We start from the raw sequence: 17050 nt of genomic DNA on the forward strand, positions 1-17050 counted from the left end.
ACTGGTGAGTAACCTGTTCGCACTCAGCTCGTTGCACCTGGTTGACGCGGGTATCGCTGCGCGAACGCATGCGTCCTCTCGGGCCAGTGGCACGGGAAGGCAGTGCGCGACGACGCGGAACAGCTCCTGGAGGTGCGATGGGTGCCGAGGTGGTCATCGAAGGTCTTTCCAAGTCCTTCGGTAAGCAGGCCATCTGGCGGGACGTCACGCTGACCCTGCCTCCGGGCGAGGTCTCGGCGATGCTCGGACCGTCCGGAACCGGTAAGTCCGTCTTCTTGAAGTCGATGATCGGTCTGCTCAAGCCCGACAAGGGCCGGTGCATGATCAACGGCGTCGACATCGTGACGTGCTCCGAACACCAGCTCTACGAGGTGCGCAAGCTCTTCGGCGTCCTTTTCCAGGACGGCGCGCTGTTCGGCTCGATGAACCTCTACGACAACGTGGCCTTCCCCCTGCGGGAGCACACGAAGAAGTCGGAGACCGAGGTCCGCCGGATCGTGCTCGAGAAGCTCGAGATGACCGGTCTCAACGGCGCCGACAAGAAGCTGCCCGGCGAGATCTCCGGCGGTATGCGCAAACGCGCCGGTCTCGCCCGCGCGCTGGTGCTGGACCCGCAGATCATCCTGGTCGACGAGCCGGACTCCGGTCTCGACCCGGTCCGCACCACCTACATCTCCCAGCTCTTCCTGGACGTCAACGCGCAGATCGACGCGACGTTCCTGATCGTCACGCACAACATCAACCTCGCCCGCACCGTCCCGGACAACCTTGGCATGCTCTTCCGCAAGGAACTGGTCATGTTCGGCCCGCGCGAGGTGCTGCTGACCAGCGAGGAGCCGGTCGTCAAGCAGTTCCTCAACGGCAAGATGGACGGCCCCATCGGCATGAGCGAGGAGAAGGACTCGGCCCAGCTCGCCGCGGAGCGCGCGATGTTCGAGGCCGGTCACCACGCGGGCGGTGTCGAGGACGTCAGCGGGGTGCCGCCGCAGATGCAGCCGACGCCCGGCGTGCCCACCCGGATGGGCGCGGTCCGCCGCAAGGACCGCGTCATGCAGATCCTGCACGGCCTGCCGCCCGAGGCGCAGCAGAGCATCATCGAGTCGCTTTCCCCGGAGGAGCAGCAGCGCTACGGCGTCCGCCCGCAGCGTCTCGCCACCGCCGGCCACCGGTCGGCGCCGGTCGACAGCTCGATCCCGAACCACCACCAGGGCCAGCTGCCCGACGACCAGGTCGCCCACATCCCGCACCCCGGGAGAGCGGGCAACCACCGCTTGCGGCCACAAGATCCGGGGTCAGGTGGCGCGTGAGCTCTCCCGCTTCATCGGCGAAGATCCCCGGAATCGGCATGGTGCGCGAGACCGGGAACCTGTTCGCTCTCGGCCTCGACATCGTTCGTGGCATCTTCCAGCGCCCGTTCCAGCTGCGGGAGTTCATCCAGCAGGCCTGGTTCATCGCGAGTGTCACGATCCTGCCGACGGCGCTCGTCGCGATCCCGTTCGGCGCGGTCATCTCGCTGCAGTTCGGTTCGCTCGCCCGCCAGCTCGGTGCCCAGTCCTACACGGGCGCCGGGTCGGTGCTCGCCACCGTGCAGCAAGCCAGCCCGCTGGTCACCGCGCTGCTGGTCGCGGGCGCCGGCGGTAGCGCGGTCTGCGCGGACATCGGCGCGCGGACCATCCGTGAAGAGATCGACGCCATGGAGGTTCTCGGCGTCTCCGCGGTGCAGCGGCTGATCGTGCCGCGTGTGCTCGCGATGATGCTGGTGGCGCTCCTGCTGAACGGCATGGTCAGCGTCATCGGCGTGCTCGGCGGGTACTTCTTCAACGTCGTCCTCCAGGGCGGGACGCCGGGTGCGTACCTGGCGAGTTTCTCCGCGCTGGCCCAGCTGCCGGACCTCTGGGTCGGCGAGCTGAAGGCGCTGATCTTCGGCTTCATCGCCGCGGTCGTCGCCTCCTACCGGGGACTGAACCCGTCCGGCGGCCCGAAGGGCGTCGGCGACGCGGTGAACCAGTCGGTCGTCATCACGTTCCTCATGCTGTTCGTGGTGAACTTCGTGATCACGCTGATCTACCTGCAGATCGTGCCCGGAAAGCTGGACTGACGCATGACCTTCCTCCAGGGCGCCAAGCGGGTCGCCAACCGTCCTTTGCAGACACTGGACAACCTCGGTGACCAGATGTCGTTCTACGGCCGCGCGTTGCTGTGGACGCCGAGGACGCTTCGCCGCTACATGAAAGAAGTCCTGCGGCTGCTGGCCGAAGTGAGCTTCGGTTCCGGCTCGCTCGCCGTCATCGGCGGCACGGTCGGCGTGATGGTCGGCTTGACCCTGTTCACCGGTGTCCTCGTCGGTCTCCAGGGCTACTCGGCGCTGAACTCGATCGGCACCTCGGCCTTCACCGGCTTCCTGACCGCGTTCTTCAACACCCGCGAGATCGCCCCGCTGGTCGCCGGCCTCGCGCTTTCGGCGACCGTCGGCGCGGGCTTCACCGCCCAGCTGGGCGCCATGCGGATCTCGGAGGAGATCGACGCGCTCGAGGTCATGGGGGTGCCGAGCCTCCCGTACCTGGTGACGACGCGGATCATCGCCGGTTTCGTCGCGGTCATCCCGCTGTACGTCATCGGCCTGCTGAGTTCGTATCTCGCGTCGCGGTTGGTCGTTATCTACATCTACAACCAGTCAGCGGGTACCTACGACCATTATTTCGACCTGTTCCTACCACCACAGGATGTGTTGTATTCGTTCATCAAGGTGCTGTTGTTCAGCGTCTTGATCATCCTGTCCCATTGCTATTTCGGATACCGGGCCTCCGGTGGCCCCGCCGGTGTCGGCGTGGCCGTCGGTAAAGCGGTCCGGCTGAGCATCGTCACGGTGTCCATCATGAACTTCTTCATCGGTTTCGCGATCTGGGGAACCGACGTCACGGTGAGGATCGCAGGATGATCGCGACAGTCCGGCGCAGGCTACTGGGCCTGCTTCTGGTCGCCGTGCTCATCGGCGGGGTGGCGCTGAGCATCGCGCTGTACCAAAGGGCGTTCACGCCCGTCGTCAGCGTGAAGCTCCAGTCGGGCAACATCGGAAACCAGTTGCTGAAGCAGTCCGATGTGAAGGTCCGCGGCCTCATCGTCGGTTCGGTCCAGGACATCGCCGCGACGCCGGACGGTGCCGAGCTCACGCTCGCGCTGAATCCCGAGTCGGCGAAACTGATCCCGCAGAACGTTTCGGCGCGATTCCTGCCGAAGACGTTGTTCGGTGAGCGTTTCGTTTCCCTGGAGATCCCGGACGCGCCGTCGGAGAAGACGATCGCCGAAGGCGACGTGATCACTCAGGACCGTACGTCCGGCGCGGTCGAGCTGGAGCAGGCCTTCGCTCATCTGATGCCGGTCTTGCAGGCGGTCCAGCCGCAGAAGCTGTCGAGCACGCTTTCGGCGATCTCCACCGCCCTCAACGGCCGCGGTGACCAGCTCGGCGACACCCTCGCGCAGCTCGGTGACTACGTCGGGCAGCTGAACCCGCACGAGCCGAAGCTCCAGCAGAACCTCAAAGAGCTCGCGAAGTTCTCGGACAACCTCAACGCCGTCGCCCCGGACCTGGTGCAGACCTTGGACAACCTGAGCACCACCACCCGCACCGTGGTGGACCAGAAGATGAACCTGGCGAACCTCTACGGCAGCGTCACGCAGGCTTCGGTCGATCTGCAGACGTTCCTGCAGAACAACGCCGACAACCTGATCCGGCTCGCCGACACGGCCCGCCCGACGGCGGAGCTGCTCGCGAAGTACGCGCCGGAATACCCGTGCGTGATCGGGCAGATGGCGGCCAACCTGCCGAAGATCGACAAGGCCCTCGGCAAGGGCACCGACCGGCCCGGTCTGCACGCGACCATCGAGGTCACTGTCAACCGCGGGCCGTACCTGCCGGGCAAGGACGAGCCGCGGTTCGAGGACAAACGCGGTCCGCGCTGCTACGACCTGAAGCAGTTCCCGGACCCGTTCCCGCAGTACCCGCCGGACGGCCCGATCAAGGACGGCAGCACGGTCAAACAGCCGGCACGCTCGGCGAACGACGGCCTTTCGCCGTCGAACGGCTTCGCGAACGTCGGCGGTTACAACGGCGGGGGAGCGCCCGGCGGTAGCCCGTCCTACAGCGCGTCCGAATCGGACTTCCTCGCGCAGCTGGTCGCGCCGCAGGTCGGCATGTCCGCCTCGGACGTGCCCGGCTGGGGATCGCTGCTCGTCGGTCCGCTCTATCGCGGGGCGGAGGTGCACGTCCAGTGAGGGGATTGCTCGCTCCGCTGATCAAGCTCTGCGCCTTCATCGTGGTCACCGTGCTGTTCACGACCATCCTCGGGATCAGCATCGCCAACGTGAACACCACCAGCACCAACGCCTACAAGGCGCGGTTCAGCGACGCCACCCTGTTGCTGCCCAACGACGACGTCCGCATCGCCGGCGTCCGCGTCGGGCAGGTCAAGGACGTCCGCATCGTCGACCGCCGCCAGGCCGAGGTCGAGTTCGAAGTGGACGCCGGGCGCAAACTGCCCGCCGGGGTCACCGCGCAGATCAAGTTCCGGAACCTGGTCGGCCAGCGCTACGTCTCGCTCGGGCAGGGCACCGACTCCTCCGGCAAGAACCTGGAGCCCGGCGGGAACATCCCGCTGGAGCGGACCACGCCCGCGCTCGACCTGACGCAGCTGTTCAACGGGTTCAAGCCGCTTTTCACCGCGCTCAACCCGGACGACATCAATAAGCTGTCCTACGAGGTCATCCAGGTCCTGCAGGGCGAGGGCGGCACGGTCGAAAGCCTGCTGAAGCACACCGCGTCGCTGGCCACCACGATCTCCGACAAGGACAAGGTGATCGGCGAGGTCATCGACAACCTGAACTCGGTGCTCGACACGGTCAACGCGCACACGCCGCAGCTGAACGACCTGATCGTCAAGCTGCAGCAGCTGGTCTCCGGGCTGGCCGCGGACCGCGAGCCGATCGGCGACGCCATCGACTCGCTCGGCACCCTCGCCAAGACGACCTCCGGTCTGCTCGGTGAAGCCCGTGAGCCGCTCAAGCAGGACATCGCCGCGCTCGGCACGCTGTCGAAGAACCTCAACGACAGCCAGCCGATCGTCGAGCACTTCATCCAGTTCCTGCCGCAGAAGGTGACGGCGCTGACCCGCACCGCCGACTATGGCTCCTGGTTCAACTTCTTCGCCTGTGAGATGACGGGAGCCGTCGCCCTGCCTCCGCTGATCAACGAGCCGATCAACCTGCCGCTGCTGCCGGTGAACCGGGCGAGGTGCACGGCATGAAGTCGTTCCAGAAACGCAATCCGATCCCGATCGCGCTGGTCGGTATCTCGGTGCTGCTGCTCGGTTTCATCGCCGCGCTGAACTCCGAGGACCTGCCGGTCATCGGCGGCGGGACGACCTACACCGCGGACTTCAGCGAGGCTTCGGGTCTGCAGGAGGACAACGACGTCCGGGTCGCCGGTGTGAAGGTCGGGAAGATCTCCGAGATCAAGCTCGACGGCGACAAGGTCCGGATCTCGTTCAAGGTCAAGGACGCCTGGCTGGGCGACAAGACCAGCGCGGCGATCAAGATCAAGACCGTCCTCGGCCAGAAGTACCTGGCGCTCGATCCGCAGGGGCAGCGCACGCTCGACCCGAGCGCGACCATCCCGCGTGAGCGCACGATGTCGCCGTTCGACGTCCTCGACGCCTTCCGCGGTCTTTCGCAGACCGTCGACGACATCGACACGACGCAGCTGGCGAAGAGCTTCGACGTCATCACGGAGACCTTCGCCGACACCCCGGCCGACGTGAAGGGCGCCCTGACGGGCCTTTCCCGCCTCTCGGACACCATCGCCAAACGGGACTCGCAGCTGTCGAGCCTGCTCGCGAACACGCGGCAGGTCTCGCAGACGCTCGTCGACCGGGACGCCGAGTTCCAGAAGCTGCTGGCCGACGGCAACAAGCTGCTCGGCGAGGTGGCCAAGCGCAAGGAGGCGATCTCCGCGCTGCTGGACGGCTCGCGCAATCTCGCGACCCAGCTCAAGGGCCTGGTCGACGACAACGACGCGCAGCTCGACCCGGTGCTCGCCCAGCTCGACCAGCTGACCTCGATGCTGCAGCGCAACCAGGACGCCCTCGGCCAGGGCATCGCGCGGTTCGCGCCGTTCATCCGGGTGTTCACGAACACGATCGGCAACGGCCGCTGGTTCGACAACTACATCTGCGGACTGGTCCTGCCGTCGTTCGGGCCGATCAACGACAAGGGGTGCTACGAGAAATGAGTACCCGTCTCGGTTCCAGCCTCGCGCGCGGCTTCACCATCGCGATCGTGCTCGCGCTGGTCGTCGCCGGCGCGCTGTGGTGGACGCTCAAGGACGCCGGCCGCAATCACGTGACCGCGTACTTCGCGGGCACCGTCGGCCTCTACGAAGGCAACAGTGTCCGCATGCTCGGCGTGGACATGGGCACGGTCACCAAGATCCAGCCGATGGGCAACCAGGTCCGCGTCGAACTCGAATACGACCGTTCGGTGGCGGTGCCCGCGGACGCGAAGGCGATCATCGTCTCGCCGTCACTGGTCAGCGACCGCTACGTGCAGCTCGCCCCGGCGTACAAGGGCGGACCGCGGATCGCCGACGGCGCCGTCATCGGCCTCGACCGCACCGAGGTCCCGCTGGAGGTCGACGAGCTCGCCGCCAGCCTCTCCCGGGTCAGCAAGTCGCTCGGGCCCAACGGCGCCAACAAGAACGGTTCGCTGTCGAACCTGCTCGACACCGCCGCGAAGAACTTCGACGGCAACGGGCAGGCGCTGCACGACACGATCACGAAGCTCGGCCAGGCCGCTGGCACGTTGTCGGGCAACAAGGACGACCTGTTCAAGACCGTCGAGAACCTCGGCTCCTTCTCGAAGACGCTGGTGAACAGCGACAAGCAGGTCCGCGACTTCGAGCGGCAGCTCGCCGACGTCAGCGGATTCCTCGCGGGGGAGCGGGAAAACCTCTCGGCGACGGTGAAGCAGCTGTCGGACACGCTCACCGCGGTGCAGGCGTTCATCGAGAAGAACCGCGACCGGCTCAAGTCCAATGTGGACAAGCTGGCCAGTGTGACCAAGGTGCTCGTGGACCAGCGCGGCGCGCTCGCCGAGATCCTCGACGTCGCCCCGGTCGGCCTCGGGAACCTGGTCAACACCTACAACGCCTCGTCGGGCACGCTCGACGCGCGGGCCAACCTCAACGAGCTCACCCAGCCGCCGCTGGTGATGGTGTGCAACCTGCTCAAGCAGACCCCGGACGCGCTCGACGCGCTGGGCGACGCGTGCAAGGGCGTCGCCGGGCTGGTCGACGGGCTGGTTCCGTTGCCGTCCATCGCGCAGGTGATCCAGTCGTCGCAGGCGGGCCAGCTGCCGCCGCTGCCGCTCCCGATCGCGGGTCAGCTCTACGGAACGGCGGCGAAGTGATGCGTACGAAAATTGCCCTCGTGGCCGTCGGGACCGTCGCGGCGCTGACGTTGAGCGGCTGCGGGTTCAGCGGGATCTACGACGTCCCGCTGCCCGGTGGCGCCGAGCTCGGCGACCACCCGTACACCGTCAAGGTGCAGTTCCGCGACGTCCTCGACCTGACCCCGCAGGCCGGGGTGAAGGTCAACGAGGTCGCCATCGGTCGCGTCGAAGCGATCGGCCTGACCCAGGACGGCTGGAACGCCGAGGTCACCCTGCGGGTCAACGGCGACGTGAAACTGCCGGCGAACGCGCTCGCCAACGTCAAGCAGTCGAGCCTCCTCGGCGAGAAGTACGTCGAGCTGGCCGCACCCCCCGACGGACAGGGGAAGCTCGCCGACAACGCGGTGATCCCGCTGGCCCGCACGAACCGCAGCGTCGAGGTCGAGGAACTGCTCGGCGCGCTTTCGCTGCTGCTCAACGGTGGTGGGGTGGAACAGCTCAACACCATCACCAAGGAGCTCAACAATGCCACCACCGGCCGCTCGCCGGAGCTCAAGGCGCTGCTGAACAACACCAACGAGCTGGTCACGAACCTCGACAAGCAGTCCGCGAACATCACGCGGGCGCTCGACGGGCTGAACCGGCTCTCGCTCACGCTCAACGGACAGAAGGACAAGCTGGTCGGCGCGGTCGACAACCTCGGCCCCGGGCTCGGTGTGCTGGAGCAGCAGCGCGGTCAGCTGGTGACCATGCTGAACGCGCTCAACCACCTCTCCGGTGTCGCCGTCGACACGGTGAACAAGAGCAAGGAAGACCTCGTCGCCGACCTCAAGGCATTGCAGCCGACGCTGCAGAAGCTGGGCGAAGCTGGCGCGGATCTGCCGAAGGCGCTGGAGATCCTGCTGACCTTCCCGTTCAGCGACGCCGCCTACGACGGCGTCAAGGGCGACTACTTCAACCTGTTCGCGAAGATCGACCTGAACCTGAACGAGATCCTCAAGAACCTCGGCCGCAGCCGTCAGAACCCGCTCCAGGACGTCATCCCGGTGCCGGGCCTCACCGGCGGGACGGAGGGACCGGGGGCGAATCCGCCGCTGCCGATCCCGGACAGCGTCGGCGGTGTCGCCGGCGGCCAGGCGAGCGCGCCGCAGGGTGGCGGGCAGCCGCAACAGACCGGACCCGCCGGTATCTTCGGCGTGCTTTCGGGAGGTGCCGGCTGATGCTGGTCCGTAGGACGAAGATCCAGCTGGTCGCGTTCGCGATCATCTCCGTGGTCGCCATCGTGTACGCGCTGATCCGGTTCGCCGGGCTCGGCCAGGTCTTCGGCGACGAGGGCTATACGGTGAAGCTGCAGCTCAAGCAATCCGGCGGCATCTTCACCAACGCCGAGGTCACGTACCGCGGCTTCAACATCGGCCGGGTCGGCGAGCTGCGCCTGACCAAGACCGGACTGGAAGCCGACCTCAACATCTCACCGGACGCCCCGCTGGTGCCCGCCGATCTCGACGCCGTCGTCGCGAACCGGTCGGCGGTCGGCGAACAGTTCGTCGACCTGAAGCCCAAGAGCGACAAGGGACCGTTCCTGAACGCGGGTTCGGTCATCCCGGCCGACAAGGTCAAGACGCCCGTGCCGACCGAGCAGCTCATCGGCGACCTCGACAGCCTCGCGGCCTCGGTGCCGACCGACTCGCTGCGCAAGGTCGTCGACGAGTCGTACAACGCCTTCAACGGCACCGGCCCGGACCTGCAGCGGCTGCTCGACACCGCGCGGAGCTTCACGACGACCGCGCAGGAGTACCTGCCGCAGACGATCCAGCTGCTGGAAAAGGGCGGGCAGGTCCTCGAAACGCAGAACGAGATGTCGAGCTCCATGAAGTCGTTCAGCGCGGACCTCAACAAGCTCTCGGGCACGCTGAAGAACTCCGACGCCGACATCCGGAAGCTGATCGGGATCACCCCGCAGGTGGCGACCCAGATCAGCGAGGTGCTCGCCGAATCCGGACCGGGGCTGGGCGCGCTGACCGCGAATCTGCTCACGACGTCGAACCTGCTGGTGACCCGGCTCGACGGGCTCGAACAGGGCCTGGTGACGTACCCGATGCTGGCCGCGGGCGCGAACAGCGTCGCCAACGACGGCACCGCGCACCTGGGCCTCGCGCTCAACCTGTTCAACCCGCCTTCGTGCACCAAGGGCTACATCGGCCTCGACAAGTACCGCGAAGGCACCGACACGACGCCTCGCGCGCCGAAGGACGACGCATACTGCGCCGAGCCGAAGGGCAGCCCGATCAACGTGCGCGGTTCGCAGAACGTGCCGTACAACGGGGTCCCGCAGATCCCGTCGGAAGGCGACGTCGCGGCGAACGCGGGCCGCTCGGCCGAGGAGCTGGCCAGCCTGCGCGCGGCGCAGGGTATGCCGAGCGTCCTGCAGAGCCCCGGGGTCAGCCTGCCCACCCTCGGCACGCTGCTGGGCCTGCCCGGCTGAGCCCGAGACCGTATACCTACCCTGGAGTGTCATGAGTTCTTCTCGATCGCGGACCCTGGTACTGGGGGCGGCGGCGTTCGCGCTGGCCGCCTTCCTCGCCGCGGCGATCTTCGGTGTCATGTGGGCCGTGGCCGCGTCGGACGACAACGCCGACCTGGCGCGCTCGCGGGACGACGTGGTCAAGGCGGGCGGCACCGCGATCAAGGCGTACACCGAGGTCGACTTCGAGAACCTCGACGAGTTCTTCAACAAGCAGAAGGCCGTCTCCGACGAGAAGATGAGCCAGCAGCTGGCCCAGCTGGAGCCGACCTACCGCAAGGCGCTCGGCGACGCGAAGACCAAGGTCGTGACCACCATCCAGGACATCGCGGTCGAGGAACTCGACGACCACGAGGGCAAGGCGAGTTTCCTCGCCGCCATCTCCACCCAGGTCACCCAGGGCGACAAGGCGAGCTCGAAGGCGTTGCGCCTGGAGGTCTCGATGACCCGGGTCGGCGATGAGTGGAAGCTGTCCGGGATCGACAACGTGCCCCTCGTCGCGGCCGGTCAGTAAGAGCGTCACCTAGAACGGAGCCACGTAGTGCCCCCCTCCCGTCGCCAGCCCCCTCGCAGCACTCCGCCGGTGCGCCGCCCCCGGGTGGCCGGCCTGCGACGGCCCGGTGCGTCTCCTGCTTCCGCTCCTGTTTCGGATGTTTCGGAGGCTTCTGTTTCGGAGGTCGAGGTCGACGAGACGCCGGTGGCGAAGCCGGCGCCGGTTCGCCGTCCGTCGCCGCGGCCGGCTCCGGTTCCTGAGCCGGAGCCCACGCCTGAGCCGGAGCCTGAGGTCGACGAGGACGTCTCGGACACCGAGGCCGTTGAGTCCGCTGAGTCCGCTGAGGACACCGAGGTCGCTGAAGAGCCCGACGCTCCCGAAGAAGAGGTCGTCGCGAAGCCGACCCCGCGTGCGAAGGCCCGCGCGGTCGCCGAGGAGAAGCCGGACGACCTCGAAGAGGCCGAAGCCGACGTCGACGAATCTTCGGAGGACGAGAAGAAGCCGGGCTCGAAGCAGCTGATCCTGGCGGGCGCGCTGGTCGTCGTCGGGTTGCTGCTGGCCGCGACCGCGGTGCTCTTCAAGATCCAGGCCGACGACGTGTCCAGCTCGACGAACAACACGGCGCTGCTGGACGTCGCGAAGACCGCGCAGGTCAAGGACCAGGTCGCGAAGGCGACCGAGGCGCTGTTCTCGTACGACTACAACAACATCGCGAAGACCGAGACCGCGGCGGCCGATCTGCTGGTCAACGACGACGTCCGGGCGAAGTACAACCTGCTGATGGGCGAGGTCAAGCGGCTGGCCCCGCAGCAGAAGATGGTCGTGACGTGCAAGGTCACCCGCAGCGCCGTCATCCGGCTGGAAGGCGACCGGGCCGACGTGATGGTGTTCGTCGACCAGAGCTCGACGCGGGCCGACACGAACAAGACCACCGCCGGGAGCGCGCAGCTGCACTTGAACGCGGAGCTGCAGGGCGACAAGTGGAAGATCACGGCGATGAACACCTACGCCGCTCCGCCGAACCCCACCGCTTCCTCGGCCCCCGCTTCACCCCCGGCCTCCCCGGCCCCCTCGAAGTGACCCGCCCCGGATCGCGTTTAGCCCGCTAAACGCGATCCGGCTCCGCGACCCCGCTGACCTGCGTTTCGCGGGCTAAACGTCACGCGTCGGCGCGCTGACCAGGGGGCTCAGGCGCCACCGCTCGACCGGAGCTTGTAGCTCGCCGTGCGTGCCTTCTTGGCCATCTTCGGGTCCGGGTGGTCCGTGCCGACGACGTTCAGGAGTTGGAGCCGGTCCGGATGGCCGGAGGACGTCAGCAGGTCCACGATGTCGAAGCGGTCGTCCATGTCGGCGAGTTGATGGACGAACGCGCCGAGCGCGTGCATCGCCGCGTAATGGTCGGCCATCCCGAGGACGACCTCGTCGCGGGTGATCGTTTCCCGGTCGACCGCGCCACGTTCGGACAGCCACATCGCGGCGGCCGCGCCGACCAGACCGCCTTCGGCTCGGACTCCGGCAGCGGTCTCGAGGCCGAACTCGCCGGTTTCCCCGAGCACGATCAAGGCGAACAGTCGTTCCACGGGGAGCCGTGCCGTGCGGAGGAACTCACTCGCCTCCGCTGCCGCGTCGGAGGGTGACCGGTGCCGCACCCAGGCCTTCAGCTCCGCGTCGATGATCCCCGGCCCGGACTCGGCGAGGCGTGGGCTCAGCTCGCCGAGACTCTTTTCCGCCGCCTCACCGATGACCGGCGCGCTCATTCCGGCCTCGCGAAGCTCCCTGTTGATCGCCCAGACGGCGATCGGGGTAAGGCTGAGGAGCAACGGGGAGGGATCGGGTTTCCCGGCGATCTCGGCGATCAGTGCGAGCCCGGCCGGGTCCGCGGTGCCCTTCTCGATCGCGCCGAGCCGTTCCAACAGGTCCAGCGCGACAGTTGAGGTGTACCGCGTCGACTCGTCCGCTGTCTGCCCGAGTTCGAGGGCTTCGAAAAGGAGCTCGACCGGCACAGCGACCGGACCAGATCGGTAGAGCGTGAGTGTGATCGTCGCGACCAGTCCGAAGGGCAGACGCTCGGCCTCGCCGATCGTCGAATACAGCCGCTCCCAGAGCCGGAGAGGGTCGTCGACGAGCGTCGCGTTCTCCTCGACGGGCACGTGCTTGCCGTCGACGTCGCGGACCAGCCCGGCCACCTCCGCCCATCGGGCAATCAGCGGATCGTCGCCGGCTGCCCCGGCGACGTATCCGAGGACCTCGCCGAGGAGGGGGCTCCGCTCCGCGGCTTGCCGCAGTTCGGCTTCCGGCCGCAGAAAGACCGGGGGCATCTCGGCGCTGGCGTCCTGCTCCCACGTTTCGCTCACGCCGCCCAGTCTGGCAGCGCCCACCCGGCGCGCGTCGCGATTAGCCCGCGAAACGCAGGTGCGTCGCGTCGCCTGTGCACCGCACCAGACGGCCCACCGGTCACAGCGGTCACACGGGCCGAGTCCGCCATGGGCACCCCGCCGGTCGCCTGGCCCGACCCGGTGACCGTCCGGGAAGCCCCGGCGGCCGGATCGCGTTTAGCCCGCTAAACGCAGGTCGGCGCGCCGGCGCCGTCACCTGCGGGTACCGGGCGGTAACCAGGATGATCGTCCTGTGAAGCGCCCGCTGCGGAGCTACTTCCACGCTGCGCCAACCGGCGGGACCACCGCGCGGCATCTTGACTCAGAGCCCCTGTGGGGTCACGCTTACTGGCAACGGTGAGAACCGGCGGTGCCCTTGCGGGAGGGACGGCCCGGGGAGGCCGAGGAGAGGCATACCTGAAGACGTTGCGATGCAGGCTGGGCCCCATCGGGAGCGCCCCCTGGACAGACCGCGACGTTCGGGCTAGACTGCTTCTTTGCGCTGCCCTCTTTCAGGCTGCCCGGAGCCGGTAGTTAGGATAGTGGGCACACGGCACCCTTGACAGACCGCATCAGCTGTTGCTGACGCGGCTGCTCACCGCTCATTGTCCCCGGAAGGACGCATCTTGGCAGTCTCTCCCGCGAACCAGGCCACTGCTGCGACCACCTCGGCTGTATCTCGCTCGGAGTCCACGGGAATCCCGGGAGCCCCCAAGCGGGTCTCCTTCGCAAAGATTCGCGAGCCGCTCAGCACCCCGAACCTGCTCGACGTGCAGATCAGGTCCTTTGAATGGTTCACCGGCGACGAGGCGTGGTTCGAACGCCGCGTCGAAGAAGGTGAAGAAAACCCGGTCGGCGGCCTGGAAGAGGTCCTCAACGAGATCTCGCCGATCGAAGACTTCTCCGGATCCATGTCGCTGTCCTTCTCCGACCCGCGCTTCGACGAGGTCAAGGCCTCCGTCGAGGAGTGCAAGGACAAGGACATGACGTACGCGGCCCCGCTGTTCGTGACCGCCGAGTTCGTGAACAACAACACCGGCGAGATCAAGAGCCAGACGGTCTTCATGGGTGACTTCCCGGTGATGACCGACAAGGGCACCTTCGTCATCAACGGCACCGAGCGTGTCGTCGTGTCCCAGCTGGTCCGTTCGCCGGGTGTGTACTTCGACACCAGCGTCGACAAGACCACGGACAAGGACGTCTTCAACGTCCGCGTCATCCCGAGCCGGGGTGCGTGGCTCGAGTTCGACGTCGACAAGCGCGACACCGTCGGCGTCCGCATCGACCGCAAGCGCCGCCAGCCGGTCACCGTGCTGCTGAAGGCGCTCGGCTGGACCACCGAGGCGATCCGCGAGCGCTTCTCCTTCTCCGAGACGCTGCTCGCCACCCTCGAGAAGGACCACACCGCCGGCACCGACGAGGCGCTGCTCGACATCTACCGCAAGCTGCGCCCGGGCGAACCGCCCACCAAGGAGAGCGCGCAGACGCTGCTGGAGAACCTGTTCTTCAAGCCGAAGCGCTACGACCTGGCCAAGGTCGGCCGGTACAAGCTGAACAAGAAGCTCGGCCTGACCACGCCGTACGACACCGGGACGCTGACCGAAGAGGACATCGTCTCGACGATCGAGTACCTGGTCCGCCTGCACGCGGGCGAGGACAAGGCGACCGTCGGCGACCAGGTCATCCCGGTCGAGACCGACGACATCGACCACTTCGGCAACCGTCGTCTCCGCACCGTCGGCGAGCTCATCCAGAACCAGATCCGCGTGGGTCTGTCCCGGATGGAGCGCGTCGTCCGCGAGCGGATGACCACCCAGGACGTCGAGGCGATCACGCCGCAGACCCTGATCAACATCCGTCCCGTCGTGGCGGCGATCAAGGAGTTCTTCGGTACTTCGCAGCTGTCGCAGTTCATGGACCAGAACAACCCGCTGTCGGGGCTGACGCACAAGCGTCGTCTGTCCGCCCTCGGCCCGGGTGGTCTGTCGCGTGAGCGCGCCGGCATGGAGGTCCGTGACGTCCACCCGTCGCACTACGGCCGCATGTGCCCGATCGAGACGCCGGAAGGCCCGAACATCGGCCTGATCGGTTCGCTCTGCTCGTACGCGCGGGTCAACCCGTTCGGTTTCATCGAGACCCCGTACCGCAAGGTCGTCGAGGGTCGCGTCACCGACCAGGTCGACTACCTCACCGCGGACGAGGAAGACCGTTTCGTGAAGGCGCAGGCCAACGCGCCGATCTCGGACGACGGCACCTTCGTCGAAGACCGCGTCCTGGTCCGTAAGAAGGGCGGCGAGGTCGAGCTGATCGACCCGCTGGACGTGGACTACATGGACGTCTCGCCGCGACAGATGGTCTCGGTCGCGACGGCGATGATCCCGTTCCTCGAGCACGACGACGCGAACCGCGCGCTCATGGGCGCGAACATGCAGCGTCAGGCCGTTCCGCTGCTGCGCAACTCGGCCCCGCTGGTCGGTACCGGCGTGGAGCTGCGTGCCGCGGTGGACGCCGGTGACGTGCTCGTCGCCGAGCAGGCCGGTGTGGTCGAGGAGCTCTCGGCCGACCTGATCACGATCATGCACGACGACGGCACGCGGAAGAGCTACGGACTGTACAAGTTCCGTCGCTCGAACCACGGCACCTGCTTCAACCACCGCCCGATCGTCAACGAGGGCGACCGGGTCGAGCAGGGTCAGGTCATCGCCGACGGCCCGTCCACCGAGAACGGTGAGATGGCGCTCGGCAAGAACCTGCTCGTCGCGGTCATGCCGTGGGAGGGCCACAACTACGAGGACGCGATCATCCTCTCCGAGCGCCTGGTGCAGGACGACGTGCTCACGTCGATCCACATCGAGGAGCACGAGATCGACGCCCGCGACACCAAGCTGGGCGCCGAGGAGATCACCCGGGACATCCCGAACGTCTCCGAGGAGGTCCTCGCCGACCTCGACGAGCGCGGCATCATCCGCATCGGTGCCGAGGTCCGCGACGGCGACATCCTGGTCGGCAAGGTCACGCCCAAGGGCGAGACCGAGCTGACCCCGGAAGAGCGCCTGCTCCGCGCGATCTTCGGCGAGAAGGCCCGCGAAGTCCGCGACACCTCGCTGAAGGTGCCGCACGGCGAGACCGGCAAGGTCATCGGCATCCGCGTGTTCTCGCGCGAGGACGACGACGAGCTGCCCCCGGGCGTCAACGAACTGGTCCGCGTCTACGTGGCCCAGAAGCGGAAGATCCAGCCGGGCGACAAGCTCGCCGGCCGCCACGGGAACAAGGGTGTCATCGGCAAGATCCTCCCCGCCGAGGACATGCCGTTCATGGAGGACGGCACGCCCGTCGACATCATCCTGAACACCCACGGTGTCCCGCGTCGTATGAACATCGGCCAGGTCCTGGAGCTTCACCTGGGCTGGCTGGCGTCGCAGGGGTGGAAGATCGAAGGGCAGCCCGACTGGGCGAAGAACCTCAACGAGGAGCTCTACGACGTCGACCCCGGCACGAACACCGCGACCCCGGTGTTCGACGGCGCCAAGGAAGAGGAGCTCACCGGGCTGCTCGGCGCGACCAAGCCGAACCGCGACGGCGAGCGCATGGTCAAGCAGAACGGCAAGGCCACGCTGCTGGACGGCCGCTCCGGCGAGCCGTACCCGTACCCGGTCTCCGTCGGCTACATGTACATCCTGAAGCTGCACCACCTGGTCGACGACAAGATCCACGCCCGGTCCACCGGTCCGTACTCGATGATCACGCAGCAGCCGCTGGGTGGTAAGGCGCAGTTCGGTGGCCAGCGGTTCGGCGAGATGGAGTGCTGGGCGATGCAGGCGTACGGCGCCGCATACACCCTGCAGGAGCTCCTGACGATCAAGTCGGACGACGTGGTCGGCCGCGTCAAGGTGTACGAGGCCATCGTCAAGGGGGAGAACATCCCCGAGCCGGGTATCCCCGAGTCGTTCAAGGTGCTCCTGAAGGAGCTCCAGTCGCTCTGCCTCAACGTCGAGGTGCTGTCCAGCGACGGCGCCGCGATCGAGATGCGCGACTCCGACGACGAGGACCTCGAGCGTGCCGCGGCCAACCTCGGCATCAACCTGTCCCGCAACGAGTCGCCCTCGGTGGACGACGTCGTGCACTGACCCGCGATGAGGCGGGAGCCTGCCTCCCGTGGGCTCCCGCCTCCGCTCGCCAACTCCTCTAGTCGCATCAACCCCAAGGGGATGTAAAGAC

13 protein-coding genes are annotated in these 17050 nt (G+C 67.2%); 12 read left to right on the forward strand and 1 reads right to left on the reverse strand.

The annotated features are described in order from the left end of the window. The first annotated feature begins 137 nt into the window (after nt 1-137). The 11 genes from AMK34_RS27325 to AMK34_RS27375 all read left to right on the forward strand — a co-directional run bounded on the left by AMK34_RS27325 (nt 138) and on the right by AMK34_RS27375 (nt 11537). Complete coding sequence (locus AMK34_RS27325; RefSeq protein WP_038519889.1) at nt 138-1307, forward strand: ABC transporter ATP-binding protein; 1170 nt, start codon at nt 138-140, stop codon at nt 1305-1307. Nucleotides 1308-1345: 38 nt separating this feature from the next. Next, nucleotides 1346-2098 carry an MlaE family ABC transporter permease gene (locus AMK34_RS27330; protein WP_125732839.1) on the forward strand — a complete coding sequence of 251 codons (753 nt, stop codon included), beginning with the start codon at nt 1346-1348 and terminating at the stop codon, nt 2096-2098. Between the two features lie 3 nt (nt 2099-2101). Beyond that, entirely contained in the window at nt 2102-2938 is an 837-nt protein-coding gene (locus tag AMK34_RS27335; protein WP_016331063.1) for an MlaE family ABC transporter permease, read from the forward strand. Beyond that, nucleotides 2935-4272 (forward strand): MCE family protein, encoded by a 1338-nt coding sequence (locus AMK34_RS27340; RefSeq protein WP_083650015.1) that lies wholly within the window; start codon nt 2935-2937, stop codon nt 4270-4272. Before AMK34_RS27335 ends, AMK34_RS27340 begins: the two co-directional genes overlap by 4 nt. Further along, nucleotides 4269-5300, forward strand: coding sequence for an MCE family protein (locus tag AMK34_RS27345; RefSeq protein ID WP_073847301.1), 1032 nt, complete (start codon nt 4269-4271; stop codon nt 5298-5300). The genes AMK34_RS27340 and AMK34_RS27345 overlap by 4 nt, the downstream gene beginning before the upstream one ends. After that, complete coding sequence (locus AMK34_RS27350; RefSeq protein WP_038519881.1) at nt 5297-6283, forward strand: MCE family protein; 987 nt, start codon at nt 5297-5299, stop codon at nt 6281-6283. The genes AMK34_RS27345 and AMK34_RS27350 overlap by 4 nt, the downstream gene beginning before the upstream one ends. Further along, nucleotides 6280-7458 (forward strand): MCE family protein, encoded by a 1179-nt coding sequence (locus AMK34_RS27355; protein ID WP_073847302.1) that lies wholly within the window; start codon nt 6280-6282, stop codon nt 7456-7458. Before AMK34_RS27350 ends, AMK34_RS27355 begins: the two co-directional genes overlap by 4 nt. Further along, a complete protein-coding gene (locus AMK34_RS27360; protein WP_073847303.1) occupies nt 7458-8660 on the forward strand; it encodes an MCE family protein in 1203 nt (400 codons plus the stop codon). Before AMK34_RS27355 ends, AMK34_RS27360 begins: the two co-directional genes overlap by 1 nt. Next, nucleotides 8660-9925, forward strand: coding sequence for an MlaD family protein (locus tag AMK34_RS27365; RefSeq protein WP_073847304.1), 1266 nt, complete (start codon nt 8660-8662; stop codon nt 9923-9925). Before AMK34_RS27360 ends, AMK34_RS27365 begins: the two co-directional genes overlap by 1 nt. Nucleotides 9926-9956: 31 nt before the next feature. Continuing rightward, complete coding sequence (locus tag AMK34_RS27370) at nt 9957-10478, forward strand: hypothetical protein (RefSeq protein WP_037332725.1); 522 nt, start codon at nt 9957-9959, stop codon at nt 10476-10478. A 183-nt stretch (nt 10479-10661) separates the two neighbouring features. Continuing rightward, complete coding sequence (locus tag AMK34_RS27375; RefSeq protein ID WP_073847305.1) at nt 10662-11537, forward strand: hypothetical protein; 876 nt, start codon at nt 10662-10664, stop codon at nt 11535-11537. 107 nt (nt 11538-11644) lie between these two features. Here AMK34_RS27375 and AMK34_RS27380 read toward each other — a convergent pair whose 3' ends face one another. After that, nucleotides 11645-12811, reverse strand: coding sequence for a hypothetical protein (locus AMK34_RS27380; protein ID WP_083650016.1), 1167 nt, complete (start codon nt 12809-12811; stop codon nt 11645-11647). 647 nt (nt 12812-13458) lie between these two features. On the opposite strand from AMK34_RS27380, the gene rpoB reads away from it, so the two are divergent. After that, nucleotides 13459-16959, forward strand: a complete 3501-nt coding sequence (rpoB, locus tag AMK34_RS27385) for a DNA-directed RNA polymerase subunit beta (protein ID WP_038519869.1) — start codon at nt 13459-13461, stop codon at nt 16957-16959. Nucleotides 16960-17050 lie beyond the last annotated feature (91 nt).

Source organism: Amycolatopsis sp. CB00013 (genome assembly GCF_001905755.1).
GTDB lineage: Bacteria > Actinomycetota > Actinomycetes > Mycobacteriales > Pseudonocardiaceae > Amycolatopsis > Amycolatopsis japonica.